The organism is Arthrobacter sp. 05T442, from assembly GCF_056395945.1.
Genome location: NZ_JBFTKM010000003.1, coordinates 182757 through 208741 on the forward strand (window position 1 = coordinate 182757; position 25985 = coordinate 208741).

Consider the following 25985-nt stretch of genomic DNA (forward strand, 5'->3'; position numbering starts at 1 on the left):
TGTGCGGCGGATTCCGGTGCAGCGGATGCTCCCGGTGGAATGTGGGACGGGGCCGGGGACGGCCCTGTCGCGGCAGCGTGGCTAGCCATATGTCTACTCCTCAACAAGTTCGGTCGTGTTTGTGGTTCCGGCCGTCGTTGCCCGGGCTGAAGTCCGCAGGGACTCAGCAAGTTTTTTGAGGGTCCGAGCCGTCACTTCGACGTCGTCCTCGCTCCAGTCCGCCAGCAGGCCCTGGATGGTCGCGGTGCGCTGGTCTTCGATGACGCGGAGCTTCTCAGCGCCGACGGCGGACAGCGCGATCAGTTGCGCCCGCCCGTCCTCCGGATCCGGCCTGCGGACCACATAGCCGTGCTCCTCAAGTTCGGCGATGTGCCGGCTGAGGACGGGGGCGCTGACGCCGAGCCGTTCCGCAAGGTGCGTGGCCCGGGATTCGCCCTCCCCCACGAAGCGGAGAACGCCCTGCAGCGCCACGCCCGTGTCTTGTCCCCGCAGGTTGGCTGCGGCGACGCACCGGACGGCGCGCTGGAGATCGAAGATCTGATAAACGAGTTTGGCTGCAGCGTTGGATTCAACTGACATAACGGACACCCCTCTTTTGTTTGCCCAAGGCAACTATATAGCAAAATTGGTTACTTTGGGAAACTAACGTGTGCCGGTGGTGGCCAGGCCTGCCGAAGGAGGCGTTTAAACGCCGAGCGCGGACCGGCAGCGCCGCCCTTACGTGTGCCGCAAAGGTTGGCTGCCGGTCCGCGCGGAGACTGACGCGGTGGACCGTCTAGGTGGCCAGGTGTGTGGGCCCGAACATCTTGAGCAGGGTTTCGACGACGACGACGTTGGGGCCGTCCGCGGCGAAAGCGGCCTTCAGCGCGCCCCCGACGCCCTCGGGGGCGATCCTGACGGCCGGCACGCCGAAGGCCTCGGCCAGTTTGACGAAGTCGGGCCGGGCGAGCTCGGTGGCCGTGGCCTTGCCGAAGGCGCCGACCATGTACTCGCGCAGGATCCCGTACCCGCCGTCGTCCACGATCAGCCAGGTGACCGGAACGTTGTGCTGTTTGGCGGTGGCAAGCTCGGAGATGGAGTACATCGCCGATCCGTCGCCGGAGACGGCCAGTACCCGCCCCGGCCTGCCGGTGGTTTCCAGGCCGACGGCGCCGCCGATCGCCGCGGGGAAGCCGAAGCCCAGCCCACCGGCGCCCTGCGCGGAGTGGAACTGGCCCCGGCGGGCGTCCCAGCAGCTCCAGGCCCAGTAGGCGGAGATCGTCATGTCCCAGAACGTCTGCATGTCCGCGGGAACGGCCTCGCGGATGTCCGCCATGAACTTCAGTTCCTTGCCGAGGTCCTGTGCTTCGAGGCGGCCCTTGACCTTCGCCAGGGTTTCCTTGGCCAGGACCTCGGGCGCCGTGCCGTGCCAGTCGGCGCGCTCTCCGTGCGGTTCCGTCAGGGCCTCATCGAGGGCGGCGAGGGCCTGTCCCGCGTCGGCACGGATACCCAGGCCGGGGCGGTTGGACTCCAGGACGCGGGGTTCGGCGTCGATCTGGATGATCCGGCCGCGGGGTTCGAACGTGAAGTAGTTGGACGTGACCTCGCCCAGGGAGGAGCCGACGACGATCAGCACGTCGGCGTCCTCGAGGACCTCCGTCATGTACTGGTCCTCGATCCAGGCCTGGAGCGAGAGTTCGTGGTTCCAGGGGAACGCACCGTTGCCGCCCGGCGTGCAGATGACCGGTGCCCGCAGCTTCTCGGCGATGGAGAGCAGCGACTTCTCGGCCTTGCCGCGGCGCGTACCGCCGCCGGCGATGATGGCGGGACGCTCCGCCGTCGAGAGCCATTTCACGGCCTCGCGGACCAGCTCCACCCGGGGCGGATTATCCGCCGCTTCGGCGAGGGCGTCCTCCACCGGCGGCACCATGATGGGATCCAGGAGCACGTTCTGCGGAATTTCCAGCCACACGGGTCCCTGCGGCGAGGAGATCGCCTCGGTCCAGGCGTCCTGGATGGCCGAGGGAATGCCGGAGGCGTGCTGGATGAGCCGCTGGCTCTTGGTGACGTTCGCGGCCGAGGCCTTCTGGTCATCGAGCTGGTGCAGCATGCCTTTGCGGCGCGCACCAAGCCCCTCCAGCGGGATCTGGCTCGCCACGACCACCATGGGCACGCCGGTGGCGTAGGCCTCCTGCAGTCCGGCCAGCGACGTCAGGGCGCCCGGGCCGGTGGAGAGGAAGAGCACCCCCACTTCGCCGGTGGCGCGGGAATAGCCGTCCGCGGCGAAGGCGGAGTTGTTCTCCACCCGGGAGGACACGAAATGCAGGTTTCCGCGGCCCATCGCGTCGAAGAGGCCCAGGGCGTGCTGGCCCGGGATGCCGAAGACCGTCTTGGCGCCCAGCGCCTCCAGGGTCTCGACGACGAGGTCCCCGCCGTTGCGCACGCCGGTCATTGGGTGACCGCCGGGGCGAATCCGGCCGGGCGTCGCGACTCCTGGCCGAGGGCCTGGGCTGCGTAGCCGCTGGGCGTGCCGAACCTGTCCCCTTCCACGGCGCGGTCCGCCATCAAGGTCACGAGTTCGTAGGCGACGTGGCTCGCGGCCACACCCGTGATGTCGGCGTGGTCGTAGGCGGGGGCGACCTCGACGACGTCGGCGCCCACGAGGTTCATGCCGCGGAAGCCGCGGATGATTTCCAGCAGTTCGCGGCTCGTGATGCCGCCCGCTTCCGGGGTGCCGGTGCCGGGGGCGTGGGCCGGGTCCAGGACGTCGATATCCACGGAGATGTAGAGCGGGCGGTTCCCAATCCGGTCGCGGACCTTGGCCACCGTTTCGAGCACGCCCTGGTAGTAGACGTCGGCGGAGGTGACGATGCCGAAGCCGAAGCGGTGGTCGTCGTCGAGATCCTTCTTGCCGTACAGGGGGCCACGGGTACCGATGTGGCTGATGGCCTCGGTGTCCAGGATGCCTTCCTCGACAGCGCGGCGGAAAGGCGTGCCGTGGGTGTATTCGGCGCCGAAGTAGGTGTCCCAGGTGTCCAGGTGCGCGTCAAAGTGCAGCATGGCGACGGGCTGGCCGGCGCGTTCGGCGGCGGCACGCAGCAGCGGCAGGGCAATGGTGTGGTCACCGCCGAGGGTCAACAGCTTGCTGCCAGCGGCGGTGAGGTCCAGGGCGTTCTGCTGGATGGTCTCGATGGCTTCATGGATGTTGAACGGGTTGACGGCCATGTCGCCGGCGTCGGCCACCTGGACATTCTCGAAGGGGCTGACATCCCAGGCCGGGTTGTACGGACGGAGCAGGCGGCTGGCCTCGCGGACGTGGTTGGCACCGAAACGGGCGCCGGGGCGGTAGGAGACGCCGGAATCGAACGGCACGCCGACCACCGTGACGTCGGCCCTGGCGACCTGGTCCAGCCGCGGCAGGCGGGCGTAGGTGGCGGCTCCCGCGTAGCGCGGAATGCGGGATGAATCGATGGGGCCAAGGTTGCCGTTGGCCTCGATGCGCAGCTCTTCCAAAAGACGCCTCTCCTTCGAGGATTGACTGACGGGTGTGACAGCCATCATACACTCGAAGTTTCGCGTTGCGCATCATTTGTTTACCAAAGATCTGGCTTGGGGGCCGGTTCTCGGAAGCCGCGGGCGGGCAGTGCGGCGCCGCCGTCGCCGTCGGCGCCACCGCACTGGCCGCACCGCCGTCGGCGTCGTTCGTCCGCACCGCACTGGCTGCGCCGCCGTCGTCGTCGGCACCGCCGCACCGCACTGGCCGCGCCGCCGTCGGCGTCGTTCGTCCGCACCGCCGTCGCCGCCCGCACCGCCGGGGCCATCCGTTCAGGCGATGGCCGAGGCGCCCCGTTCCCCCGTCCGGACGCGGACAGCGTCGCGGACGTCAATGGTCCAGATTTTGCCGTCCCCAAAATGGCCCGTACGGGCAACCGCCAGGACCGCCTCCACGACGCCGTCGACCACGTCCTCGTTAACCAGGACTTCCACCCTGACCTTGGGGAGGAGATCGGAGTTGTATTCAGCGCCGCGGTAGACCTCCACATGACCGCGCTGCCGGCCGTAGCCGCTGGCCTGGCTGACCGTCAGCCCGTTGACCCCGAGTTCCTCCAGTGCAACGCTGACGGCGTCGACCTTCTCCGGCCGCACGATGGCTGTCACGAGCTTCATGTGGAGACCTTGCCGCGGGCTGGTTCGCTCTCCGGACGGCTTTCGGCCTGGATCTCCGCCTTCACCTCAGCCTGCACCTCAGCCCGGGAGGCCGCGGGGATGGCCTTTCCGTGCGGATCACCGGGATGGAAGCTTCCGCCGACCATGAGGAGCTCGTACGCCGTTTCCGCATGTTCCGTCACGTCGATGCCGGAGAGCTCATCGGCCTCGGTCACCCTCATCCCAATGGTCTTGTGGATTGCGAAGCCGATCAGAGTGGTCATGACGGCACTCCACACGGTGACGATGAGCGCGGTGAGCAGTTGGGGCCAGAACTGCGCCAGGCCGCCGCCGTACAACAATCCGCCTTCGGTCTTGGCGGACGGGAGGGCGAAGAATCCAAGCGACAGCGTTCCCCACAGGCCGCCGACGAAGTGTACGGCCACAACATCAAGTGAGTCGTCCAAGCCGATCTTGAACTTCAGCCCGACGGCGAGCGCACACACCGCCCCGGCGATCGTGCCGATGAGGATGGCGCCGACCGGGTCGATGAACCCGCAGGCAGGAGTGACGGCGACCAGGCCAGCCACCGCGCCCGAGGCGGCACCGAGCGACGTGGCATGCCCGTCCCTGATCCGCTCCACCAGCAGCCAGCCAAGCAGTGCCGCACTCGTTGCCAGCAGGGTGTTGGTCCAGGCCAGCCCTGCCGTGGCGTCGGCCGCGAGTTCCGAGCCCGCATTGAAACCGAACCAGCCAAACCACAGCAGTCCCGCGCCCAGCATCACGAAGGGCAGGTTGTGGGGACGGATATTCGGGTCCTTCATGAAGCCGAGGCGCTTGCCCAGAACCACGGCCAGCATGAGGCCCGCGATGCCTGCGTTCATGTGCACGACGGTGCCGCCGGCGAAGTCGAGCGCCGAGATCTTGCTGCCGACGATGCCGGTAGCGCCAAAGATTCCGCCGCCCCAGACCCAGTGGGCGATCGGCGCATAGACAAGTGTCACCCACAGCGCGGCGAACAGGAGCCAGGGGCCAAACCTGACGCGTTCGGCGACCGCCCCGCTGATGAGGGCGACGGTAATGATGGCAAAGGTGGCCTGGAAACCGATGAACACCATGTCCGGCAGGCCCGCAGCCTTGCCGCCGATGCTGCTGGTCAGCCCGCTCAGGCCGAAGTTGGCGAAGGGGTCCCCGACGAATCCGCCGAGGGTGTCGGGCCCGAACGCCATGCCGTAACCCCACAGGGCCCAGACGACGGCGACGATGCCCATTGCACCGAAGCTCATCATCATGATGTTCAGGACGGATTTCATTCTCACGAGGCCGCCGTAGAAGAACGCGAGGCCTGGAGTCATGAGGAGGACGAGGGCGGACGCTGCAAGCATCCACGCCGTCGCGCCAGGATCAAGAGCCTGGGGATCTACTGCCATTCCTACTGCAAGCACGGACATGTTCATTGCGGGAGCCTTCCTCGAGTGATGGCGCTCCAACGGGCGCCGATTCGGCGAGTCCATTTCAACTGCGGACGGGTTGCACGTCCCCCGCAGATGACGCTACTGACGGCATGTTTCCCTTAGGCTCGCCTGTCTTTGCGCGCACGTTACGAAGTGGGCCGGGGAATTAATTCCTGATTTCCAGCGTGTTAATGGAATGTGACGTAGATCTCACCATCTGAATGTCCGAGGCAACCGGCCGGCCCGACGCTCCTTCCCGGTTGCTACCACGCCCACCCCGGGCCGGCCCGGGCGGGCCGCGGGATTCCGGGCCTGTGCCGGCCGTGGGGCCGCCCGCGCGCCAAGCAACTGGGAAGGAACGCAGCCAACGCCCGCCGGCGGCTCCCCGTCAGCCCCGCACAGCGCGATTGCCCATACCGAATTGCCCACATAGCCCAATTGCACCGTTCCGCGGTTCAAATCCGGCCTGTGGACTGGCGGTATGGACCCCATCAAATATCTTGCACAACTCGGCGGAGTCGCCCGGACCGGCCAGCTCCTGGCCGCCGGATACTCCCGGACGGAAATCGTCGGACTCCCGAGGGCGGGAGCGAGCCAACCCCGGCGGGGAGTCTTCGTGCTGCCCGAGTGCCAGCCGGAGCTCGTGGCGGCCATTCGGCACAATGCCCGCGTCAGTTGTGCCAGTGCTGCGCCGTACTACGGCCTCTGGCTGAGGGAGATCCCGGCCCAGCATCATCTGGCCTGCAACCACGGCCACGGTACCGGCTTCATCCGGCACCGGACCATCCGGTTCGAGGGCCCTGCCCTGTTGCCAGTGGCCGCGGTCGAGGACGTTGCGCTGCACGCGCTCTCGTGCTTACAGCCGCCCGCATCAACCGCCCTGGCGACATCGGCCATGCGCCTGCATGGCATTCCCCTCGAATTACTGAAGGCCCAGCTGGTCGGCGACAGATCCGGTCCGGTACTGCAGGCCCTGCGTCAGTTGGACCTGCGGGCCGAGTCAATCGTGGAGGTCGATGCCCAGCATCTGTTCAAGGCAAACCGAATCGGCTTCGACACCCAGGTCCAGCTCCCGGGAATCGGCCGGGTCGACTTCCTGATTGAGGGATTCCTCATCGTGGAAGTGGACGGCTATGCATTCCACTCCAACCGCGAGGCCATGCGCCGGGATCTGGGGCGCAACAACGCCTCTACGGTAGGCGGGTTTGCGGTGCTCAGGTACATGCCGGAGCACATATGGTTTGAGCCCGAGCGTGTCATCGCTGAAATTCGAACCGTGCTGAGCCGGCACCCGCACAGCATCCCGTGACGCTCCAGCCCAGTTGCCTCCCGGCGCACCCCGGACCGCCCGCGAGATTCCGGGACTTGGCGCGGCCCCGCAGCCCTCGGCGGACCAGCAACCGGGAAGGAGCGCAGCGGGACGCTGGCGAGTAGTCAAGCCCAGCCGGAGATTAGCGGCTGGCGGCGGGCACCAGCACCCACAGGACCTCGACGGCGTCGTCCGTGGGGTTGACCCAGGTATGCGGCTCCCGGCCTGGAAACGTGACAGTGTCCCCGGCGTTGAGCTCAAACTCCTCGTTGGTAAGGACTAGCCGGATGCTGCCCTTGACGACGTGAAGGACGTCGACGTCGCAGTCCACGGCGTACAGTTCGGATTCGCCGCGGCCGCGCGGTTCGATCACGGCCTGGATGATCTGGACCCGGCGTTCGGAGCGGGCCGTCAGCAGGCGCTCCACGATCCCCTCGCCGCCGAGCGAGATCCGGGGACCTTCATTCTGCTTGGTGAGGTGGGTTTCCGGGGCGGCAAACAAGTCGCCGATCGAGATGGAGAGCACCTGGCACAGCGTCACGAGGGACGCCACCGAGGGTGAGGTAAGGTCCCGCTCGACCCGGCTGAGAAAACCCTTCGTCAGCCCGGTAGCATCGGCAACTTGCTCTATGGTGAGCCGCTGCGACTGCCGTGCGGCGCGGATCCGGGAACCGATGGCAACGGGAACGTTGCTCGGTTCAACTGGTAGAGCCTTCATTTAGGAACCTTTCACGGCCGGCCGCTCGGCCCCATCATTGGAGCAATCCTAGCGGGACAACGGCCCTGTGACGCCGGAAACTGCAGCGGCACGGGATGCGTCTTGACTGTTACCAGGATCACAACATACTCTTTGGCAACAAGTGTTGCCTACTGGGCAATCGGACAAGCACCCTGGGGGTAACAGCCCCCACCAAACCGTCAAGTAGCAGCCGAAAGCCGAGCGCAGTGTTGCGTCGCGGCCGCTTCAGCGCTGCCACCAACAGCTCCAAGGAGCCCTTTCATGGACGCAAGTTTCGTCAACATCGCCATCGTGGTGGTGTACCTCGTCGCTATGCTGGCGTTCGGGTGGTGGGGCAAAACCCGCACCAAGAACAATAGCGACTTCCTGGTCGCAGGCCGCAGGCTCGGCCCGTTCCTCTACACCGGCACCATGGCCGCCGTCGTCCTCGGCGGCGCCTCGACCGTCGGCGGCGTTGGACTGGGCTACAAATTCGGCATCTCCGGCATGTGGCTCGTGGTCGCAATCGGCGCCGGCGTGCTCCTGCTGAGCCTGCTCTTCGCCAGCACCATCCAGAAGCTGAAGATCTACACCGTGTCCCAGATGCTGACCCTGCGCTACGGCAGCAAGGCCACGCAGACCTCCGGAATCGTCATGCTCGCCTACACGTTGATGCTGTGCGCCACCTCCACCGGCGCCTACGCCACCATCTTCGTCGTGCTCTTCGGCTGGGACCGCGCCCTCGCGATCGCCATCGGAGGCGCAATCGTGCTGGTCTACTCGACCATCGGCGGAATGTGGTCCATTACGCTGGCCGACCAGGTTCAGTTCGTCATCAAGACCGTCGGCATCTTCCTTCTGATGCTCCCCCTCACGCTCAACGCTGCGGGTGGCCTGGACGGGATCCGCAGCCGCGTTGAAGCCAGCTTCTTCCAGGTCGACGGCATCGGAATCCAGACCATCATCACCTACTTCGTGGTGTACACCCTGGGACTGCTGATCGGACAGGACATCTGGCAGCGCGTGTTCACGGCCAAGACCCCGACCGTGGCGCGCTGGGGCGGCGCCACGGCCGGCGTCTACTGCATCCTCTATGGTGCAGCAGGGGCCCTGATCGGCCTGGGCGCGCGCGTCGCGCTGCCGAACATCAACGTCGCCAAGCTCGGCAAGGACGTTGTCTACGCCGAAGTCGCCACCAACCTGCTGCCCATCGGCATCGGCGGCCTCGTGCTCGCCGCGGCCGTCGCTGCCATGATGTCCACGGCTTCCGGCGCGCTGATCGCCGCCGCCACCGTGGCCCGCGCCGATGTGGTCCCCTTTGTCGCCGGCTGGTTCGGCAAGAGCATCAACACCGACGACACCGACAACCCCGAGCACGACGTCAAGGCCAACCGCATGTGGGTCCTGGGACTGGGGGTCGTGGCAATCGTCATCGCCATCATCACCAAAGACGTCGTCGCAGCCCTCACCATCGCCTACGACATCCTCGTGGGCGGCCTGCTCGTTGCCATCCTCGGCGGTCTGCTCTGGAAGCGCGGCACCGGCGTGGCCGCAGCCGCGTCCATGGCAGTCGGCTCGGTCATCACGCTCGGCACCATGATCATCCTGGAGATCAACGCCGCGGTTCCGCTGGACGGCATCTACGCCAACGAGCCGATCTACTATGGCCTGGTTGCCTCAGCGCTCGTCTACGTCGCCCTCTCGCTGCTGACGAAGCCGACGGATCCCGCGGTCATGAACCACTGGCACGAGCGGGTCGCCGGCCTCGAGTCGGGCGCCGAGACGGGCGTCGACGTCGAAGACCAGCACGTTCCGGTGCCGTCCCGCTAAGGGACTGGCAAAGATAAGGGACGGGCAAAGAGCTCAAGTCCGACGGCGGCGCCTCCCTTTTCCGGGGAGGCGCCGCCGTCGTCGTTTGGCTGCCTGAGGTATTGGGCCGGCGTGGTGGCCTGCTCAGTCCTTTTCCTCCGGCTCACGGAATTCGTCCGTTTCCAAGGGCACTACCGGCTGGTCCTCGCCCAGGAAATCCTCCTTGTCCAGCGGAACCGTCCGTTCCGCCTCTTCAAGCAATTCCTCCTCCTCCGTCTCCGAATCGGCGATGGGCGCGTCCTCGGCGAAGTCGTACGCGGGATCGGATTCAATGGTGTCCCTGACCGGCTGAATGGGGTGTGATCCGGTGTTGTCCATGGTGCAACCTCCGTGCGCTCGGGCTGGCGGCAGTGGTTCCGGTGAACCCGCCCTTGCGTTCATTCGAGCACCGCTGACCTAGCCGGTCAAGGCCTCCAGATTTACGGTTTGCCTAAACTTTTCGCTAAGGACTGCCGGCCGGAAATGCGCGGAATTACGGGGTACGCTGGAGTGGCAACGAGGCCGAACCATGCCCTATCAAGACCAGGAGCCTTCGTGTCTCAGCACGCAAAATCTGACCAAAACCACTCGAATCAGGACCCGGCAAACCGGGGCCCGCTCTCCGGCGCCTCCGGTCACGCGGTCCCGGCGCACAATGCCGCGGACATCAAGCGGTGGCGCCAGTACCTCGCCGACGAGCGCGCCGAAGCGGCCGTCTACCGTGACCTGGCGCAGAACCGCGACGGCGAGGAGCGGGCCATCCTGCTCGCCCTGGCCGAGGCCGAGGGACGACACGAGGCGCACTGGCTCCAGCTGCTGGGCGAACACGCCGGCAAGGCCCGCCCCGCCTCGCTCCGGAGCCAGCTCCTGGGCTTCCTCGCACGCCACTTCGGCTCGGTGTTCGTCCTGGCCCTCGCCCAGCGTGCGGAGAGCCGCTCACCGTACGCCAATGATCCGTCGGCCACTCCTGCGATGGTCGCCGACGAGCAGATCCATGAAGAAGTGGTCCGCGGACTTGCCACCCGGGGGCGGAACCGGCTGGCCGGAACATTCCGGGCCGCGGTATTCGGCGCGAACGACGGGCTCGTCAGCAACCTTTCCCTCGTCATGGGGATGGCCGCGTCCGGTGTCGGGAGCCACGTCGTACTCCTCAGCGGCGTGGCCGGACTGCTCGCCGGGGCGCTGTCCATGGGCGCCGGCGAGTTCATTTCCGTACGTTCGCAGCGGGAGCTCCTGGACGCGACCCGCCCCACCCAGATCACGCTGGCCGCCGCGCCGTCCCTGGACATCGAACACAACGAGCTCCTGCTGGTCTACCTGGCCCGGGGAATGTCCCGGGATGCAGCCGAACACCGGGTCGCGGAGCGGATGGGCCTGCTGGACTGCGACTGCGATCCGAGCCTGTCCCTTCGGACGGAACTGCCTGACGCCGAGGACCAGCACGAGGCAGTCGGCACCGCCTGGGGCGCAGCGGCGTCGAGCTTCTGCTTCTTCGCATCCGGTGCGATCGTCCCGATCATCCCGTTCCTCCTTGGACTGACCGGGGTGGCGGCCCTCGTGGTCGCCGCAGCACTGGTGGGCCTGGCCCTGCTGTTCACGGGCGGCGTCGTCGGCCTGCTCTCGGGCACGTCCCCCACCACGCGAGGTTTGCGCCAGCTCGCCATCGGGATCGGCGCGGCCGGCGTGACCTATCTGCTCGGCATGGCCTTTGGCGCCGTGGCCGCCTAGCAAGTGGGGCAAGGACCCGTGAACCCCTAGCGCTCCAGCACGGCGAGTGCCTCGTCCACGGTGTCGACAAGGAAGATCCGGTCTTCCATCCGCCGGCCGGCGGCCAGGCTCTGCAGCAGCGGCCACGCCGGGAAGCGGCTCAACCAATGCTCGTGACCGACGAGCACCATGGGCGTGATCGTTTCCGGCGCGCCATAGTAGTTCTCGCAGGCGTCCTGGAAGATCTCCTGCACAGTGCCCCCGGATCCGGGCAGGAAGATGATGCCGCCGTTGCACAGCTCAAGCAGGATGGCCTCACGGACTGCGTTGGCGAAGTACTTCGCGACATGCGTGGCGAAGAAGTTCGGCGGCTCATGCCCATAAAACCATGTGGGAATCCCCAGTGACGGCATACCGTCCGGATGGCGCTCGACGACGGCGGCGGCCGCGCGCGCCCACGCCGACACCGAGGGCCTGAAGGTCGGGACCGCGGCAAGATCGTCCAGGGCCCGCCGGAACTCCTTGTCCGGCGCCTCGCTGAGGAAGGCGCCAAGATTTGCTGCCTCCATGGCTCCGGGGCCGCCACCGGTGGCGACAACCCGGTTGTTCCTGGCCAGCAGCCGGCCCAGCAGCGCGGCTTCCTCAAAGCGTGCCGAGCCGCGGCGGGCAATGTGGCCGCCCATGACTCCGACCATGGTGCGGCCCACGCACAGTTCCGAGCGGGTGAGCTCTTCCAGGGCGTCGCCGATTGAATGGTCGTGCAGGGCGGCGGCGAGCGTGGCATCGAGGCGGTGGCGCTGGCCCGGCCGGATACTCCACTGGTACACCCTGGCATCCAGGGTGTCCTCGTAGCGGGAGGCGGCTATCCCCGCGTACAGTTCCTGCGGGCTGTACAGGCCGCCGCGGTACGGGTCGAAGGGAACCTCCTCGAGCCTGGGGAAAATCAAGGCTCCCCGGCTGCGCAGCGAATCCTCCACACCCTCGTCAAAGGTGCAGCCCAGGAAGATCGCCCCCTGCACGTCCATCATCTCCAGCGTGGGCCGCCGGCCGCGCAGGTCCAGCGACTGGGCGTGCCAGCCGTGCATGCTGTGCGCCCCGGCCGCGACCAGCCGGTCGAAGCTGGCCAGGCTCTCGACCTCAAGCGTGCGGGGGCTGGGGTGCAGGCTGCGGGCTGCGCTCACGCGGCGGCGCTCTTAGCTGTGCAGGCCAGGAACACGGCCGGGCGCGGCCATGTAGGCGTCGAGCTTGGCCAGGGTCTGTTCCAGGTTCGCCGGGTGCCGGCGGAGGTAGCCTGCCAGCCGCAGGAGGATCCTGCCGCGGACCTGGCGCGCGTCCCACTGTTCGGTCACGAGTGTGCCCGGCGTGCCGTCGGCGCCGGCGGAAGGCTCCAGGAGGTAGCGCCACACGTGGCCGTAGAAGTGGCGCCACGCAATGCGGCGGCCTTCCTCGAACTCGCAGACGGTGTTGAGGATCTTGTAGTCCACGCGCATGTTCATTTCCATGCCGAACTTGGCGCCGAGGGCCAGCCGTGCGGGGCCGTGCGGCTGGGCAGCCTTGACCGTGTCTGAGCCGTCGATCACGCTGTGCAGAGCGGGGGTGGCGAGCACGTCGAAGATGGCTTCCGGGGCGGCCGCGATGAAGCGGCTGCGGGACACGAGATATCTGTTGTTCATCCGGCAATCCTAGTCCTCGGATTCTGTTGCAGAATGAGCCATGCAGACTTCCCTCCGCCCCGCCGGCAACCGGCCCCGCATCGGCGTCCCGATCCGCCTCAGCAGTTCCTCGGACCCGGACCCGCGGGTGGCCGAAGCCAACGGCCTCTTCGACTACATCGTGGACTTGGTGCGCGACGGCGGGGGCGAACCCGTGCTGCTCACGGCAGCGTCGGACGGCAACAGCCTGGACGCGGAGCTGAAGGCGCTCGACGGCGTCGTCCTTCCCGGCGGCGGTGATCTCGACCCCCGGCTCTACGGCGAAGAGGAAAGCGCCTATTGCTATGACGTCAACCTGGCCCAGGACGAACTCGACCTCGCGGTTGCGCGGCACGCGATCGACGCCGGGCTGCCGGTCCTCGGCATCTGCCGCGGGCATCAGTTGCTCAATGTGCTCTACGGCGGGACCCTCGTCCAGGACATGCCGCCGGGACCGGTGGTGCACCACGAGCCCGCGCCGGCGCACGGGGCCGGTCCGTGGGCCTGGCACGAAGTCGAACTGCAGCCCGGCACGAAGGTGGCCGGCCTCTACGACGGCGGCGCCGGTGCCGCCGTGAAGATCGCGTCCGGCCATCACCAGGCGGTGGCCCGGGTGGCCGACGGCCTGGTGGTGACTGCCGTCGCAGAGGACGGAACCATTGAAGCGCTGGAGGACCCGGAGCGCTGGGTGGCCTCGGTCCAGTGGCACCCCGAAGCCCTGGAACTTCCCGCCGGGGAGCGGCTCGCCCCGTTCCGGGCCTTCGTCGAGGTGTGCCGGAACCGCCCCTGAGTCCGCTGGCGGCACTCACGGCCCCGCGGACCGGGGAGCCGGGGACCAAGCCGCAATCCCGCATTGTTCGAGAGCCACAGGCGCCGGCAGGGAGCCCTTGGCTTCCCCTCGGCGGCCCTGCTACTATCAGAAAAAGGCAGTATGTCCTATCAAGCGAACATGCGCCTGACATGCGTGGACAGGCCGGCGCTACGGCGGCCGCGGAGCACAAGGGAGCACGCCCAGTGGCGAATCAACTGAACCTGCGGATCGACCGTTCTTCCCCGGTGCCGCTGTACCACCAGGTGGTGCAAGGCATCGAGGCTGCGATACACACCGGACTGCTGGAGCCCGGCAGCCGGCTGGAAAATGAGATCGATTTTGCCGCCCAGCTGAACCTTTCGCGCCCCACGATGCGCAAAGCCATGGATGAGCTTGTCCGGTCCGGCCTCCTGGTCCGCAAACGCGGCGTGGGGACGCAGGTGGTGTCCAGCCAGGTCCGCCGCCCCTTGGAACTCTCGAGCCTGTACGACGACCTGAGCAACAATGGCAGCAAACCCACCACCGAGGTCCTCAGCTTTTCCCATGAAGAGGCGGACGCCGCGATCCTGAAGGCGCTGCAGCTTCCCGCCGGCGCCAAGGTCTACCACTTCGCCCGGCTCCGGAAAGTCGGCGGCAAGCCGCTGGCCTTAATGGAGAACTGGGTGCGCGACGACATCACCTTGATCGACGAGGCCCTCCTCGCATCGCAGGGCCTCTATGGCATCCTGCGTAACGGCGGCGTGAACTTCCGCCTTGCATCGCAGCGGATCGGCGCCATGATCGCCAACGATTACCAGGCGCCGCTGCTCGAGACCACCCCCGGATCAGCACTCGTCACCATGGAGCGCACCGCCGTGGACGACACCGGGCGCATGGTGGAAACCGGCCACCACGTCTACAGGGCAGATTCCTACAGCTTTGAAATGACACTCGTTCAGAGATAGGCGCTCACGGAGAGGCACTCAACAACCAATCCTGCCGCCTCCGCTCCGCACCCACGCGCCTTCCTCCGGCGCGCCAACGAAAGGGCAGCTTCCATGGCCAACTGGGTCTATCCGCTCGGCACCGCAGCCGATGGCAAGTGGGACATTTCGATCGGGACCGCCGATTCGCGGCTGGAGATTGACGGCTGGGCGCACACCGGGCTAAAGGTCTCGACGCTGGCGCCCGCCGGCGCCGTCGAGCTTGCCGCCGCAAGTGAGGAACGCATCGTGATCCCGCTCAGCGGATCTTTCACGGCATCGGTGGACGGCCAGGACTACGCACTGGCCGGACGGGAGAGCGTCTTCAGCGGTCCCAGCGATGTGCTCTACACAGGGGCCGGAAAGGCCGTGACCATCAGTTCGGCCGACGGCGGCCGGGTGGCGGTTGCCACCGCCCCGGCCAACACCTCCTACCCCACCCGCCAGATCACAGCCGCCGAGACGCCGGTGGAACTGCGCGGGGCGGGCAACTGCTCCCGCCAGGTCCACAACTTCGGAACTCCGGCGGCGCTGGAGGCCGACCGCTTCATCGTCTGCGAGGTCCTCACCCCCGCCGGGAACTGGTCCTCCTATCCCCCGCACAAGCACGACGAGGAAAAAGACGGCGAGACCAGCCTCGAGGAGATCTACTACTTCGAAACCCGGGTGGCGCCCGGGGCGCCGGAGCGCCCGGGCGCCGACGACGCGATCGGCTACCAGCGCGTCTATGCCTCCGACGGGCGCCCCATCGACGTCGCGGCCGAAGTCAGGACCGGCGACGTCGTACTGGTCCCCTACGGCTGGCACGGGCCCGCCATGGCTGCCCCCGGCTACGACATGTACTACCTCAACGTCATGGCCGGTCCGGGCCCGGTCCGGGAGTGGCTCATCAGCGACGACCCGCACCACGGCTGGATCCGCCAGACCTGGGAGGGCCAGGACCTGGACCCGCGGCTGCCGTTCGGCCGTTAGGCCGGCTGCCGTTGGCCGTTAGGCCGGCTGTCGATTGGCCGCCGGGCCGTTGCCAACCGGGACGTTGCCAAGCGGGACGTTAGGCCGGCTGCAGTTCAGTCTCAGCGTCAGTCTCAGCGTCGGCCGCGGAGCTGTCAGCGTCGGCCGGCTGTCCGGCGCCGCGCCGTTTCGCATTGGCTGCCGCGAACGCCATCACGGCAAGGCCCAGCGCGGTGATGCCGGCACCGGCCCAGATCGGCGAGGTGTAGCCGAGGCCGGCCGTAATCGTCACGCCGCCCATCCAGGCGCCGAGGGCGTTGCCCACGTTGAAGGCACCGATATTGGCACCGGAGGCTAGGGTGGGGGCGGTGGTGGCGTACTTCATGACGCGCATCTGCAGGCCGGGAACGGTTGCGAAGCCGAAGCCGCCCAGCAGGACCATGGAGGCGATGGTCATGGGCTGGTTGTTGGAGGTCAGGGCGAACACCACGAGCACCACGACCAGCGCCGAGAGCACCACCAGGAGGGTACGGTCGACGTTCTTGTCGGCGGCCTTGCCTCCGATGGTGTTGCCGATGAAGAGGCCCACGCCGAAGAGGATCAGGAGCCACGGAACGGTGGAGGCGGCGAAGCCGGTGACCTCGGTGAGCGTGAACGCGACGTAGGTGAAGGCGCCGAACATGCCGCCGTAGCCGAGGATGGTGACGAGGATCGAAAGCCAGACCTGTCCGGACCGGAAGGCGCGCAGCTCGCCGCGCAAGCCGCCGGAGGCAGAACCGGGGGCTGTCTGGCTTGATCCCGTCTTCGGCACGAGGGTGAGGATGCCGGCGAGCGCCAGGACACCGATCCCGGTGATCCCCCAGAACGTGGAACGCCAGCCTGCGGCCTGTCCGAGCATGGTTCCGAAGGGGACGCCCAGCACGTTTGCGGCCGTCAGGCCCGTGAACATGATGGCGATGGCACCTGCCTTTTTGTTGGGCGCCACCATGCTTGCTGCCACCACCGCACCGATGCCGAAGAAGGCGCCGTGGGCCAGGGCGGCAAGGATGCGTCCGATCATCATGGTCCAGTAGTCCGGCGCCAGGGCCGAGACGAGGTTGCCGGCGATGAAGAGGACCATCAGCACGGCCAGCACGGGCTTGCGCTCGAAGCGCGTCACGGCGGCGGTGAGGACCAGCGCGCCGACGACGACGGCGAGTGCGTACCCCGAGATCAGCCAGCCCGCCGTGGCCTCGCTGACGTGGAAGTCTGCGGATACCTGCGGGAGCAGGCCCATGATGACGAACTCAGTGAGTCCGATCCCGAACCCGCCAAGGGCGAGTGCTATCAGGCCAATAGGCATGGAGGAGCTCCTTCGAAACTGTACGGAAAGTAATACGAGGCGTAAGCTAGTAGTTGCAGACGCGTTATTTATTGTTGCACAAACGGATATAGCGCGCAAGCAACTACTATGGAGAATGGCCGCATTCCGCGCTTTTTGGGAACGGGGCAGGCTGAGGGAAGGGAACAACAGATGGGCATCAAGGACGACGCCGTCGAGGTCCGGGCGCAAGGCTGGCGGACACTGGCGGCCTTGCACGGGATGATCGAATCCGAGCTGGAACGCTCGCTGCAGGCCAATGCGCGGCTTTCAGTGGTGGAATACACGGTGTTGGATGCACTGAGCCGCCAGGACGGCTGGCACATGCGCATGCAGCAGCTGGCGCGCGCCACCGCACTGAGCCCCAGCGCCACTACACGGCTCGTCAACCGGCTCGAAGACCGCGGCCTGCTGACCCGGATCCTGTGCGCCGACGATCGCCGCGGAATCTACACCGAGCTCACCCCCAGCGGCGTCACGCTGCTGGAGGAGGCCCGGCCCATCCACGACGCCACGCTGGAGCGCGCCTTGGCGGAAGCCCAGGATGTACCGGAACTGGCGCCCCTGGTGAACGCCCTCCCCCGCCTGCACGCCGGAGTCTAAGCCGCCTGGTTCCGGCCCGGCTTTCCGGCCCGGCTTTCCGGCCCGGGTTTCCGGCCCGGGTTTCCGGCCCGGGTTTCCGCTCCTGGGCAGCGTTCCTAGCGGTAGAGGGCGGGCTTGGCGTTGAGCTTGACGGCGACCTTTTCGCCGTTCTTCTGCGCCTCGACGCCGGCCTCGCAGCAGGCGGCCGTCGCGTAGCCGTCCCAGGCGGTGGGGCCGCCGATCTCATCGCGGAGGGCCGCGTCCACCCAGGACTGGATTTCGACGTCGTACGCTGCCCCGAAGCGCTCCTCGAAGCCCGGGGTGACAACGCCGCCCCAGCGGCCGTTGCTGCGGGTGTACGGACCTTTGTCCCCGCCAATGCTGACGATGCCGTCCTCGAAGGCGGCCTGGGTGGCCACTTCGTAGCCGAACTTCGCGTTGACGTAGATCTCGACGTCGGCCAGGACGCCGGACTCCGTCTCGATCAGCACATGCTGCGGATCATGCTGCCCGGCCGGGGCGCTCCTCGTCGCTTTGCCGAGGCGGACCTGGACCGAGGTGATTTCCTCGCCCGTGAAATAGCGGATGGCGTCGAATTCGTGGACCACCGAGTCGTTGATCAGCATCTCATTGGTGAAGCCCGCCGGGGTGGTGGGGTTCCGGTGCTGGTGGTGCAGCATGAGCAGCTCGCCGAGTTCGGAGTCGCGGATGATCTTGCCGAGGGCGGCATATTCGGCGTCGAAGCGGCGCATGAAGCCGACCTGGATGCGCTTGTGGCCGAGCTTTTCTTCGGCCTCGATGATCTTCCAGGCAGACCCGGCATCCGGGGTGAGCGGTTTCTCGCAGAGGATCGGGATGTCCTTGGCGATCGCCTTCATGAGGATGTCCTCGTGCAAGAACCCGGGGGTGGCGATCAGCACGGCGTTGACGTCGCCGTTGTTGAGGGCTTCGTCTGCGCCGGCCAGGGCGACGGCGCCCGGGATGCCTTCGACGGCGGCCTGGGCACGGGCGAGGTCGACGTCGACGACGGCAGCGACTTCAGCGCCGTGGATGCGGGTGTTGAGCCTCTGGATGTGGTCTGCGCCCATACGGCCGGCGCCGATGACAGCTACGCGGAGTGTCCTGGTCATGGTGGGTTCCTTGGGTTCTAGTTGACGGCGGAGCGGGAGCCGCAGGAGAGCAGGTAGTTGCGGGTGCGCTTGGCGATCGGCATCGGGACGTCGAATGAGACGGGGTACATGTCCTGTTCCACGATGCCGAAGATCGGACGATTGAGAGCCTCGACGGCTTCGATGACGGCGCGCAGGTCCGGCAGGCCATTCGGCGGCTCGGTCATGACGCCCGCCAGGTTGGCGGCAGCCCACGTCATGTTTTCCGCGTTGACCTTTTTGAGGATGTCCGGGTTGATCTGCTTGAGGTGCAGGTAGCCGATCCGGTCCGGGTAGTTCCTGATCAGTTCAAGGCTGGAGGCCCCGCAGTATTCGGCGTGGCCGGTGTCCAGGCAGAGGCTGAGGTACTGGGCGTCCGTAGCGGCGAGAAGGGTTTCAATGTCGTCCTGCGCGCCGACGTGGGAGTCTGCGTGCGGGTGGAACTGCTGTTTGAGGCCGAAGTCCTCCAGCAGCGTCTTGCCCAGGCGGTTGTGGCCGGCGAAGAGGCCATGCCAGGCCTTTTCGGTGAGCGTGCCGCTCTCCAGGGCCTCCCCGGTGACGTCGTCGCGCCACATCGCCGGGATGACCACCACGTGTTCCCCGCCCATCGCGGCGGTGAGCTCGGCAACCTTGCGGGCCGGTTCCCACGCAGCCTCCCACTGGTCCAGGCCGCGGTGGAAGGCGGTGAACACGGTGCCCGCCGAAATCTTCAGGTCGCGGGCCTTGAGCTCTTCGGCGAGGCGGGCCGGGTCCGTGGGGAGGTAGCCGTAGGGGCCAAGTTCGATCCACTTGTAGCCGGATTCGGCGACTTCGTCGAGGAAGCGTTCCCACGGGGTCTGCTTTGGGTCATCCGGGAACCAGACGCCCCAGGAGTCCGGCGCGGTGCCGATGATGAGTTTGTTCTCAGCCATGTTCCATTCCTTCCCATCCATTGCTCCGCAAGTGCCGTTTTGGACGCTCAAAACGGCACCTGCGGAGCAGTCGATGGTGGTTGTTCGGGTGCTAGGTGTCCGGGTCTGTCCTTGCCGGGGCGGCCCAGAGGGCGCGGGTCAGAGCAGCTTGCGCTGGCGGCTCTTGTGGTCGGCGTAGGTCTGGAAGGCTTGCTGCGTGGAGTCGAGCCCGGAGACCTGGGAGACCGGGACGTCCCACCACGATTCGGAGCTGGGGGCATCCAGCAGCGGGTCGGATTCAACGTGGATGAGGATCGGGCCGCCGCTTTCGGGGGCCGCTTTGGCGTCGCGGACGGCCTGCTCGAGCTCGGCGATGACCTTCTCGCCCGGTTCGATCCGGATCACCTTCACGCCCAGGCTTTCGGCGTTCAGCGCCAGGTCCACCGGAAGCCGCTCGCCGTCGTCGAAGCTGTGGTGCTCCTCGTCCAGGGCCCTGTACCGGGTGCCGAAGCGCTGCGAGCCCAGGGACTCCGAGAGCGAGCCGATCGAGGCGTAGCCGTGGTTCTGGATCAGCACCACGATCAGCTTGATCCGTTCGGCGACGGCGGTGACGAGTTCGGTGTGCATCATCAGGTAGGAGCCGTCCCCGACCATGACGACCACGTCGCGCTGCGCCCCGCCCTTCGCCGCTTCAGCCAGGGCGGCACGTTTGACGCCGAGGCCGCCCGGAATTTCATAACCCATACAGGAGTAGGCGTATTCGACGTGGTAGCCGAACGGGTCCCGGACGCGCCACATCTTGTGCAGGTCCCCCGGGAGGGATCCGGCGGCGCAGATGACGACGTCCTGGGCGTCCATGGCCCGGTGCGTGGCGCCGATGATTTCGTTCTGGGCAGGCAGCGGGGTGAAGCGGGTGTCGAAGGCTGCGTCCACGGTGGCGTCCCAGCGGGTCTTCTCGTCCGCGATCTGCTGTTCGAGGTCCGCGCCGATCCGGTAGCCGCCGAGGGCCCGGTTCAGCTTCGTCAGGGCCTTGCGGGCGTCCGCGACGATCGGCAGGGAGGTGCCGTGCTTGTAGGCGTCGATCGGTGCGACGTTGATGTTGATGAACTTCACGTCCGGGTTCTGGAACGCGGTCCGGGACGCGGTAGTGAAGTCCTCGTAGCGGGTGCCGATGCCAATGATCAGGTCCGCTTCGGCGGCGATGGCGTTCGCCGCGGTCGTACCGGTGGAACCGATCGCGCCCAGGGAGAACTTGTGGTCCCAGGGCAGGACGCCGACGCCGGCCTGGGTGTTGCCCACCGGGATGCCTGTCAGCTCGACGAACGCCGCGAGTTCCTCGTTGGCGTAGGCGTAGAGCACGCCGCCGCCGGCGATGATCAGCGGGCGCTTGGCGGCGCGGATCGCCTCGGCGGCGCGGCGGATGTCCTCGTCGTCGGGGTCGGGGCGGCGGATCCGCCATTCGCGTTCGGCCAGGAATTCCTCGGGAACGTCGAAGGCTTCGGCCTGGACGTCCTGGGGCAGCGAGATGGTGACCGCGCCGGTCTCGGCCGGGTCGGTGAGGACGCGCAGGCCGTGGTGGAACGCGGAAAACAGCTGCTCGGGCCGGGAGACGCGGTCGAAAAACTTCGACAGCGGCCGGAAGGCGTCGTTGACGGTGATGTCGTAGGCCTCCGGGCGTTCGAGCTGCTGCAGCACCGGGTCAGCGGCGCGGGTGGCGAACGTGTCACTGGGCAGCAGGAGCACCGGCAGCCGGTTCGTCGTTGCCAGGGCCGCGCCGGTGAGCAGGTTCGAGGAACCCGGGCCGATCGAGGTGCTGATCGCGAAGGTCTGGCGGCGCCGGGTGTGCCGGGCGTAGCCGACGGCCTGGTGGGCTTGGGCCTGCTCGTTGCGGCCCTGGTAGTACGGCATGATCGCCGGATCGAGCTGCTGGTACTGCTTGAGGGCCTGGCCGACGCCGGCAACATTGCCGTGGCCGAAGATGCCGAAGATACCCGGAATCAGCCGCTCCCGGAAGTCCTGGCCGCCGATCGAATCAACCGTGTACTGCCCGGACAGGTATTCCACGACCGCCTGGGCGACCGTCATTCTGCGTGTTCCTGATGCAGTTCTCAATCCCATGGGTAGTTACTCCGATACTTCTTTGGCGACGGCTTTGGCGACGGCGGGTTCGGTGCGGGCGGGGTCGGTGCGGGCGGGTTCGGTGCGGTGCAGCAGCGAGGCGGCGGTTGCTACGGCGCCGGCGACGTCGCCGTCGTGCGGGTAGAGCAGGGTCCGGCCGACAGTGAGGCCCTGGACTCCCGGCAGTGCGAGGGCATCCTGCCAGCTGGCGAAGACCTCATCCTGGCTGCTGTCCGGGTCCCCGCCGAGGAGCACGGTGGGCATGGTGGTGGCGGCCATGACCCTTTCCATCCCGGCCACGACGGGCAGCTTCATCCACGTGTAGGCGCTGGTCGAGCCGAGGCCTTCGGCGATGGCGACGGACTTGATGACGGCGTTGGTGGAGAGGTCATTGCGGACCTTCCCGTGCTCGCGGATGGAGAGGAAGGGTTCGACCATGGCAATAAGCTTGCGCTCCGCGAGGGAATCGATGGCCCGTGCGGTGGCTTCGAGGGCGGAAACGGTGTCCGGGTCGCCGAGGCAGATTCGCGTGAGCATCTTGCCGCCGTTGGCGCCGAGGGCTTCGAGCGCCGCCGCGGTGTGGCCGGTGAAGCGGTCATCGAATTCGTTGACCAGGCCGGAGAGTCCGCCGCGGTTCATCGAGCCGAACAGCAGCTTGCCGTCCAGCGCCCCGAGCAGCAGGAGGTCGTCCATGATGTCCGGCGAGGCCAACAAGCCGTCGACGTCCGGGTTGGCCAGGGCGGTCTGCAGGCGGTCCAGGAGCTGGCGGCGGTCGGCCATGGCCACGGGATCACTGCCCACCGCGAGTGCCCCGCGGGCCGGGTGGTCGGCGGCGACGATGAAGTTCTGCTTGCCGGCTTTGGGTCCGGGGTGGCGGCGCCGGGCCTTCGCAGCGCGGGCGACCGCCCCCGGGTCTTCGAGCCTGATGATGCCCAGGTGCTCGTAGCGGCGGGGATCATCGTCCACGCCAACCGTGGCGGCGGCGGGGTTCGCCCTCACAGTGCTGCCCCCTCGGAGGCGTAGGTACCGACCGCCAGGCGGCCGCGTTCGGTGAGCAGGCCCGTGACTTCGTCCGGCGTCGGCATCGCATCGGCGCAGGACAGGCGGGAGGCGACGAGGGCGCCCGCGGCATTGGCGAAGTCGAGGACCTGGGCCAGCGGCCAGCCCGAGAGCAAGCCGTGGCAGAAGGCCCCGCCGAAGGAGTCTCCGGCGCCAAGTCCGTTGACGGTTTCCACCGGGACCGGGGCGGAGACGACGCGGTCGGTGCGGGTCTTGGCCATCACGCCTTCCGCGCCAAGTTTCACGACGGCGATTTCGACGCCGGCGGCGAGCAGGCGGTCCGCCTGTTCGTCGGGTGTGCCTTCGCCGACGGCAACGGCGCATTCCTTGTCGTTGCCGATCGCCACGGTGACGTGCGGCAGGATCCTGGCGATCTGGTCGCGGGCTTCAGCTTCGGAGGCCCAGAACATCGGCCGGTAGTCCAGGTCCAGGATGGTGAACTGGCCGGGCTTCAGCCCGGTGCGCGGCCGCGCCTCGTGTGCCGTCAGATGGGCGGTGCGGCTGGGCTCCTGGCAAAGGCCGGTGACGGTGGACCAGAAGATTCCGGCGTCCCTGATGGCGTCCAGGTCCAGCTCCCCGGCCTTGATCTGCAGGTCCGGGGCTGTGGGGAAGCGTCCGTAGAAGTAGAGCGGGAAGTCGTCCGGCGGCTTGATCGCGCAGAACGTGACCGCCGTGGGCCATTCCTTGACGGCGGTCACGAAGGAATCGTCCACCTTGAACTTGCGCAGTTCGCGGTGCAGGTATTTGCCGAAGGCGTCGTCGCCGGTGCGGCTGATGACGGCGGTGCGGCGGCCATGGCGGGCGGCGGCGACCGCGACGTTGGACGGGGATCCGCCAAGGTACTTTCCGAAGGACGTCACGTCTTCCAGATCCACCCCGATGTCGTTCGGGTAGATGTCAACGCTGATTCGCCCGATCGTGAGCAGTTCGTGGGTCACGGTGATCGTGGACCTTTCTGGTGTGAGCGCGGTACCGTTGGGCAGCCTGAGCTTCGGTACTTAGGGGTCGACGTGGGCCGGGCCACTTCCACTACTTTGCACCAGAATCTATGTACTGTCAAAAGTTTGTACTGACATATGAACAACGTGACGGGGTGTGCAGATTGCGCCACGGCGCGGCCGCCCGTGCCACCTTCTCGGAACCTCAAGTCCGGCAATTTGTACTGACAAACTTATGAAGTTCGCGCGCGCTGCGCAAGGGGGTATTGCGCAGGACGGCGGCCCGGAGTAGCGTTAACAATCTAGAGGTTGATCAATAAACCGGTTGACTAAGCCGATTTGCTGATTAGCAACTTGATAACTCTGATGACCGGATTCCTGGACGGGGAGGAGGGGCGCCCATGGCCGAGCACGACGATGAGCATCTCGACTCGGCCTTCCTCGCTCTCGCCGACCCGGTCCGCCGCCGCATCATCGCCCGGCTCAGCCGGGGTCCGGCCACCGTGAATGAATTGGCGGAACCTTTCGCGATCACCAAACAGGCGGTCTCGAAACACATCCAGGTCCTCGAGCAGGCACAGCTGGTCACGCGCACCCGTGACGCCCAGCGCCGGCCCGTCCACCTGAACCCCGCACGGCTGGAGGCGCTCACCGCATGGATCGACCAGTACCGGCTGGTCCGCGAGGGGCAGTTCCGCAGCCTCGACGCCGTGCTCCAATCAAACGCCGCGGCACGCGGCACACAGGCAAAGGAGTCATCATGACCAACGCCCTGACCGTCAGTGTTCCAAAAGGACTGCCCTTCATTGATTTCGAGCGGGAGTTCGATTTTTCCGTGGCCGATGTCTTCCGGGCCCACAGAGAGCCTGAGCTCGTCGCCCGGTGGCTCGGCCCCCGCCGGCTCCGGATGGACCTCGACCACTACGACTTCCGCACCGGCGGCAGCTACCTGTACCACCACGTTGACCCGGACGGCGTCCGCTACGGCTTCAGCGGCGTCTTCCACACCGTCCGGGAGAACGACTTCGCCATCCAGACCTTCGAGTTCGACGGCTACCCGGACGTGGTGAGCATCGAGTCCATCACCTTCGAGGACCTTGGCAGCGGACGCACGCGGCTGCGCGGCCATGCGGTCTACCCCAGCATGGAAGCGCGTGACGGCATGGCACAGTCCGGCATGGAAGGCGGCCTGTCCGAAGCCTACGAACGGCTCGACGAACTCCTGGCCGGCGCGAAAGTCTAGAAACGCAGAGTACGACGGCGGCAGGCCACCTTCCCCACGGATGGTGGCCTGCCGCCGTCGTACGCTTTTAAACCCACAACGCGGAGTCACTTGTCGCCCATCCCAGCGGGTGGAATGGACCGAAAGTGACCCCGCGTTGCTTTTTGGTGCTTGTGCTTCGGACCTAGAGGGTCGCGAAGACTTCGCGCAGGAGCTTGGCGGTCTCGGACGGCGTCTTGCCGACCTTAACACCGGCAGCCTCGAGGGCTTCCTTCTTGGCCTGGGCGGTGCCCGCGGAACCCGAGACGATGGCGCCGGCGTGGCCCATGGTCTTGCCTTCCGGGGCGGTGAAGCCGGCCACGTAGCCGACAACCGGCTTCGTGACATGTGCCTTGATATAGTCAGCGGCCCGCTCTTCGGCGTCGCCGCCAATTTCGCCGATCATGACAATCGCCTTGGTCTCCGGGTCAGCTTCGAAGGCTTCGAGAGCATCGATGTGGGTGGTGCCGATGACCGGGTCGCCGCCGATGCCGATGGCGGTGGAGAAGCCGAGGTCGCGCAGTTCGTACATCATCTGGTAGGTCAGGGTGCCTGACTTGGAGACGAGGCCGATGGGGCCCTTGCCCGTGATGTTCGCCGGGGTGATGCCGACGAGAGCCTCACCCGGGGTGATGATGCCGGGGCAGTTCGGTCCGATGATCCGGGTGACCTGCTTGCCGTTGGCGTCGACCTTGGACTGGGCAAGTGCCCAGAACTCGGCGGAGTCCTGGACCGGGACGCCTTCCGTGATGACGACGACCAGGCCGATGCCGGCCTCGATGGCTTCAACGACTGCGTCCTTGGTGAATGCCGGCGGCACGAAGACGATGGAGACGTCGGCGCCGGTTTCGGCCATGGCTTCCTTGACGGTGCCGAAGACGGTGATCTCATTCTCTCCGTGCACCACCGTGGTGCCGGCCTTGCGGGCGTTGACGCCGCCCACAACGTTGGTGCCGGCCTTCAGCATCAGGGCGGTGTGCTTGGTGCCTTCGCCGCCGGTGATGCCCTGGACGATGACCTTGGAGTCCTTGTTCAGATAAATAGACATAGTCG

At 67.0% G+C, this 25985-nt stretch carries 25 protein-coding genes; 9 read left to right on the forward strand and 16 right to left on the reverse strand.

Going from position 1 to position 25985, the window contains the following annotated elements:
* Positions 1–93: 93 nt before the first annotated feature.
* The 5 genes from AC1DES_RS05380 to AC1DES_RS05400 form a co-directional block, all read right to left on the reverse strand.
* Complete coding sequence (locus tag AC1DES_RS05380; RefSeq protein ID WP_476894654.1) at positions 94–579, reverse strand: MarR family winged helix-turn-helix transcriptional regulator; 486 nt, start codon at positions 577–579, stop codon at positions 94–96.
* Positions 580–775: 196 nt separating this feature from the next.
* A complete protein-coding gene (locus tag AC1DES_RS05385; protein WP_476894655.1) occupies positions 776–2431 on the reverse strand; it encodes a thiamine pyrophosphate-binding protein in 1656 nt (551 codons plus the stop codon).
* Positions 2428–3492 carry an agmatinase gene (speB, locus tag AC1DES_RS05390; protein ID WP_476894656.1) on the reverse strand — a complete coding sequence of 355 codons (1065 nt, stop codon included), beginning with the start codon at positions 3490–3492 and terminating at the stop codon, positions 2428–2430. Before speB ends, AC1DES_RS05385 begins: the two co-directional genes overlap by 4 nt.
* A gap of 312 nt (positions 3493–3804) precedes the next feature.
* Positions 3805–4146, reverse strand: a complete 342-nt coding sequence (locus AC1DES_RS05395) for a P-II family nitrogen regulator (RefSeq protein WP_476894657.1) — start codon at positions 4144–4146, stop codon at positions 3805–3807.
* On the reverse strand, positions 4143–5582 hold the full coding sequence (locus AC1DES_RS05400; protein ID WP_476894658.1) for an ammonium transporter: 1440 nt from the start codon (positions 5580–5582) through the stop codon (positions 4143–4145). Before AC1DES_RS05400 ends, AC1DES_RS05395 begins: the two co-directional genes overlap by 4 nt.
* 478 nt (positions 5583–6060) lie before the next feature.
* Between AC1DES_RS05400 and AC1DES_RS05405 the strand changes: the two genes are divergently transcribed.
* Positions 6061–6888, forward strand: coding sequence for a DUF559 domain-containing protein (locus AC1DES_RS05405; RefSeq protein ID WP_476894659.1), 828 nt, complete (start codon positions 6061–6063; stop codon positions 6886–6888).
* Positions 6889–7030: 142 nt separating this feature from the next.
* Here AC1DES_RS05405 and AC1DES_RS05410 read toward each other — a convergent pair whose 3' ends face one another.
* On the reverse strand, positions 7031–7606 hold the full coding sequence (locus AC1DES_RS05410; protein ID WP_476894660.1) for a helix-turn-helix domain-containing protein: 576 nt from the start codon (positions 7604–7606) through the stop codon (positions 7031–7033).
* Positions 7607–7888: 282 nt separating this feature from the next.
* Here AC1DES_RS05410 and AC1DES_RS05415 point away from each other — a divergent pair, with 282 nt between their 5' ends.
* Positions 7889–9436: a sodium:solute symporter family protein gene (locus AC1DES_RS05415; RefSeq protein WP_476894661.1), complete on the forward strand. Its 1548-nt coding sequence runs from the start codon at positions 7889–7891 to the stop codon at positions 9434–9436.
* A gap of 123 nt (positions 9437–9559) precedes the next feature.
* On the opposite strand, the gene AC1DES_RS05420 is transcribed toward AC1DES_RS05415, so the two are convergent.
* Positions 9560–9793: a hypothetical protein gene (locus AC1DES_RS05420; RefSeq protein ID WP_476894662.1), complete on the reverse strand. Its 234-nt coding sequence runs from the start codon at positions 9791–9793 to the stop codon at positions 9560–9562.
* 216 nt (positions 9794–10009) lie between these two features.
* Here AC1DES_RS05420 and AC1DES_RS05425 point away from each other — a divergent pair, with 216 nt between their 5' ends.
* Positions 10010–11182 (forward strand): VIT1/CCC1 transporter family protein, encoded by a 1173-nt coding sequence (locus AC1DES_RS05425; protein WP_476894663.1) that lies wholly within the window; start codon positions 10010–10012, stop codon positions 11180–11182.
* A 26-nt stretch (positions 11183–11208) separates the two neighbouring features.
* Here the strand turns inward: AC1DES_RS05425 and AC1DES_RS05430 are convergent, their stop codons facing one another.
* Both AC1DES_RS05430 and AC1DES_RS05435 read right to left on the reverse strand, forming a co-directional pair.
* Positions 11209–12342: an LOG family protein gene (locus tag AC1DES_RS05430; RefSeq protein WP_476894664.1), complete on the reverse strand. Its 1134-nt coding sequence runs from the start codon at positions 12340–12342 to the stop codon at positions 11209–11211.
* A 12-nt stretch (positions 12343–12354) separates the two neighbouring features.
* A complete protein-coding gene (locus AC1DES_RS05435) occupies positions 12355–12834 on the reverse strand; it encodes an SRPBCC family protein (RefSeq protein WP_476894665.1) in 480 nt (159 codons plus the stop codon).
* A gap of 40 nt (positions 12835–12874) precedes the next feature.
* On the opposite strand from AC1DES_RS05435, the gene AC1DES_RS05440 reads away from it, so the two are divergent.
* The 3 genes from AC1DES_RS05440 to iolB all read left to right on the forward strand — a co-directional run bounded on the left by AC1DES_RS05440 (position 12875) and on the right by iolB (position 15597).
* Positions 12875–13642 carry a gamma-glutamyl-gamma-aminobutyrate hydrolase family protein gene (locus tag AC1DES_RS05440; protein ID WP_476894666.1) on the forward strand — a complete coding sequence of 256 codons (768 nt, stop codon included), beginning with the start codon at positions 12875–12877 and terminating at the stop codon, positions 13640–13642.
* A gap of 224 nt (positions 13643–13866) precedes the next feature.
* On the forward strand, positions 13867–14607 hold the full coding sequence (locus AC1DES_RS05445) for a GntR family transcriptional regulator (RefSeq protein ID WP_476894667.1): 741 nt from the start codon (positions 13867–13869) through the stop codon (positions 14605–14607).
* A gap of 93 nt (positions 14608–14700) precedes the next feature.
* Complete coding sequence (iolB, locus tag AC1DES_RS05450) at positions 14701–15597, forward strand: 5-deoxy-glucuronate isomerase (protein ID WP_476894668.1); 897 nt, start codon at positions 14701–14703, stop codon at positions 15595–15597.
* A 79-nt stretch (positions 15598–15676) separates the two neighbouring features.
* Here the strand turns inward: iolB and AC1DES_RS05455 are convergent, their stop codons facing one another.
* Positions 15677–16918, reverse strand: coding sequence for an MFS transporter (locus AC1DES_RS05455; protein ID WP_476894669.1), 1242 nt, complete (start codon positions 16916–16918; stop codon positions 15677–15679).
* A 171-nt stretch (positions 16919–17089) separates the two neighbouring features.
* Here AC1DES_RS05455 and AC1DES_RS05460 point away from each other — a divergent pair, with 171 nt between their 5' ends.
* Positions 17090–17539, forward strand: coding sequence for a MarR family winged helix-turn-helix transcriptional regulator (locus AC1DES_RS05460; RefSeq protein WP_476894670.1), 450 nt, complete (start codon positions 17090–17092; stop codon positions 17537–17539).
* Between the two features lie 95 nt (positions 17540–17634).
* Here the strand turns inward: AC1DES_RS05460 and AC1DES_RS05465 are convergent, their stop codons facing one another.
* From AC1DES_RS05465 to iolC, 5 genes are all read right to left on the reverse strand, one after another.
* A complete protein-coding gene (locus AC1DES_RS05465; RefSeq protein ID WP_476894671.1) occupies positions 17635–18648 on the reverse strand; it encodes a Gfo/Idh/MocA family protein in 1014 nt (337 codons plus the stop codon).
* Positions 18649–18665: 17 nt separating this feature from the next.
* Entirely contained in the window at positions 18666–19577 is a 912-nt protein-coding gene (locus AC1DES_RS05470) for a sugar phosphate isomerase/epimerase family protein (RefSeq protein WP_476894672.1), read from the reverse strand.
* A 138-nt stretch (positions 19578–19715) separates the two neighbouring features.
* Positions 19716–21641 (reverse strand): 3D-(3,5/4)-trihydroxycyclohexane-1,2-dione acylhydrolase (decyclizing), encoded by a 1926-nt coding sequence (gene iolD, locus AC1DES_RS05475; protein WP_476894673.1) that lies wholly within the window; start codon positions 21639–21641, stop codon positions 19716–19718.
* Between the two features lie 39 nt (positions 21642–21680).
* On the reverse strand, positions 21681–22673 hold the full coding sequence (locus AC1DES_RS05480) for a Cgl0159 family (beta/alpha)8-fold protein (RefSeq protein ID WP_476894674.1): 993 nt from the start codon (positions 22671–22673) through the stop codon (positions 21681–21683).
* On the reverse strand, positions 22670–23671 hold the full coding sequence (gene iolC, locus AC1DES_RS05485) for a 5-dehydro-2-deoxygluconokinase (protein WP_476894675.1): 1002 nt from the start codon (positions 23669–23671) through the stop codon (positions 22670–22672). Before iolC ends, AC1DES_RS05480 begins: the two co-directional genes overlap by 4 nt.
* A gap of 401 nt (positions 23672–24072) precedes the next feature.
* On the opposite strand from iolC, the gene AC1DES_RS05490 reads away from it, so the two are divergent.
* Together AC1DES_RS05490 and AC1DES_RS05495 are read left to right on the forward strand one after the other, a co-directional pair.
* The gene (locus AC1DES_RS05490; RefSeq protein WP_476894676.1) at positions 24073–24435 is read left to right on the forward strand and encodes an ArsR/SmtB family transcription factor; all 363 of its coding nucleotides are present in this window, start codon (positions 24073–24075) and stop codon (positions 24433–24435) included.
* Complete coding sequence (locus AC1DES_RS05495; RefSeq protein ID WP_476894677.1) at positions 24432–24914, forward strand: SRPBCC family protein; 483 nt, start codon at positions 24432–24434, stop codon at positions 24912–24914. Before AC1DES_RS05490 ends, AC1DES_RS05495 begins: the two co-directional genes overlap by 4 nt.
* Positions 24915–25077: 163 nt before the next feature.
* On the opposite strand, the gene sucD is transcribed toward AC1DES_RS05495, so the two are convergent.
* Positions 25078–25980 (reverse strand): succinate--CoA ligase subunit alpha, encoded by a 903-nt coding sequence (gene sucD, locus AC1DES_RS05500; RefSeq protein WP_476894678.1) that lies wholly within the window; start codon positions 25978–25980, stop codon positions 25078–25080.
* Positions 25981–25985 lie beyond the last annotated feature (5 nt).

Excerpts from the sequence above, each read along its gene's own strand:
- AC1DES_RS05395 (WP_476894657.1), bottom strand. The coding sequence starts at position 4,146 with ATGAAGCTCGTGACAGCCATCGTGCGGCCGGAGAAGGTCGACGCCGTC.
- sucD (WP_476894678.1), bottom strand. The coding sequence starts at position 25,980 with ATGTCTATTTATCTGAACAAGGACTCCAAGGTCATCGTCCAGGGCATC.
- iolB (WP_476894668.1), top strand. The coding sequence starts at position 14,701 with ATGGCCAACTGGGTCTATCCGCTCGGCACCGCAGCCGATGGCAAGTGG.
- AC1DES_RS05495 (WP_476894677.1), top strand. The coding sequence starts at position 24,432 with ATGACCAACGCCCTGACCGTCAGTGTTCCAAAAGGACTGCCCTTCATT.
- AC1DES_RS05385 (WP_476894655.1), bottom strand. The coding sequence starts at position 2,431 with ATGACCGGCGTGCGCAACGGCGGGGACCTCGTCGTCGAGACCCTGGAG.
- AC1DES_RS05470 (WP_476894672.1), bottom strand. The coding sequence starts at position 19,577 with ATGGCTGAGAACAAACTCATCATCGGCACCGCGCCGGACTCCTGGGGC.
- AC1DES_RS05490 (WP_476894676.1), top strand. The coding sequence starts at position 24,073 with ATGGCCGAGCACGACGATGAGCATCTCGACTCGGCCTTCCTCGCTCTC.
- AC1DES_RS05465 (WP_476894671.1), bottom strand. The coding sequence starts at position 18,648 with ATGACCAGGACACTCCGCGTAGCTGTCATCGGCGCCGGCCGTATGGGC.
- AC1DES_RS05420 (WP_476894662.1), bottom strand. The coding sequence starts at position 9,793 with ATGGACAACACCGGATCACACCCCATTCAGCCGGTCAGGGACACCATT.
- AC1DES_RS05460 (WP_476894670.1), top strand. The coding sequence starts at position 17,090 with ATGGGCATCAAGGACGACGCCGTCGAGGTCCGGGCGCAAGGCTGGCGG.
- iolD (WP_476894673.1), bottom strand. The coding sequence starts at position 21,641 with ATGACGGTCGCCCAGGCGGTCGTGGAATACCTGTCCGGGCAGTACACG.
- AC1DES_RS05455 (WP_476894669.1), bottom strand. The coding sequence starts at position 16,918 with ATGCCTATTGGCCTGATAGCACTCGCCCTTGGCGGGTTCGGGATCGGA.
- AC1DES_RS05415 (WP_476894661.1), top strand. The coding sequence starts at position 7,889 with ATGGACGCAAGTTTCGTCAACATCGCCATCGTGGTGGTGTACCTCGTC.
- AC1DES_RS05405 (WP_476894659.1), top strand. The coding sequence starts at position 6,061 with ATGGACCCCATCAAATATCTTGCACAACTCGGCGGAGTCGCCCGGACC.
- AC1DES_RS05440 (WP_476894666.1), top strand. The coding sequence starts at position 12,875 with ATGCAGACTTCCCTCCGCCCCGCCGGCAACCGGCCCCGCATCGGCGTC.
- AC1DES_RS05435 (WP_476894665.1), bottom strand. The coding sequence starts at position 12,834 with ATGAACAACAGATATCTCGTGTCCCGCAGCCGCTTCATCGCGGCCGCC.
- AC1DES_RS05380 (WP_476894654.1), bottom strand. The coding sequence starts at position 579 with ATGTCAGTTGAATCCAACGCTGCAGCCAAACTCGTTTATCAGATCTTC.
- AC1DES_RS05400 (WP_476894658.1), bottom strand. The coding sequence starts at position 5,582 with ATGAACATGTCCGTGCTTGCAGTAGGAATGGCAGTAGATCCCCAGGCT.
- AC1DES_RS05410 (WP_476894660.1), bottom strand. The coding sequence starts at position 7,606 with ATGAAGGCTCTACCAGTTGAACCGAGCAACGTTCCCGTTGCCATCGGT.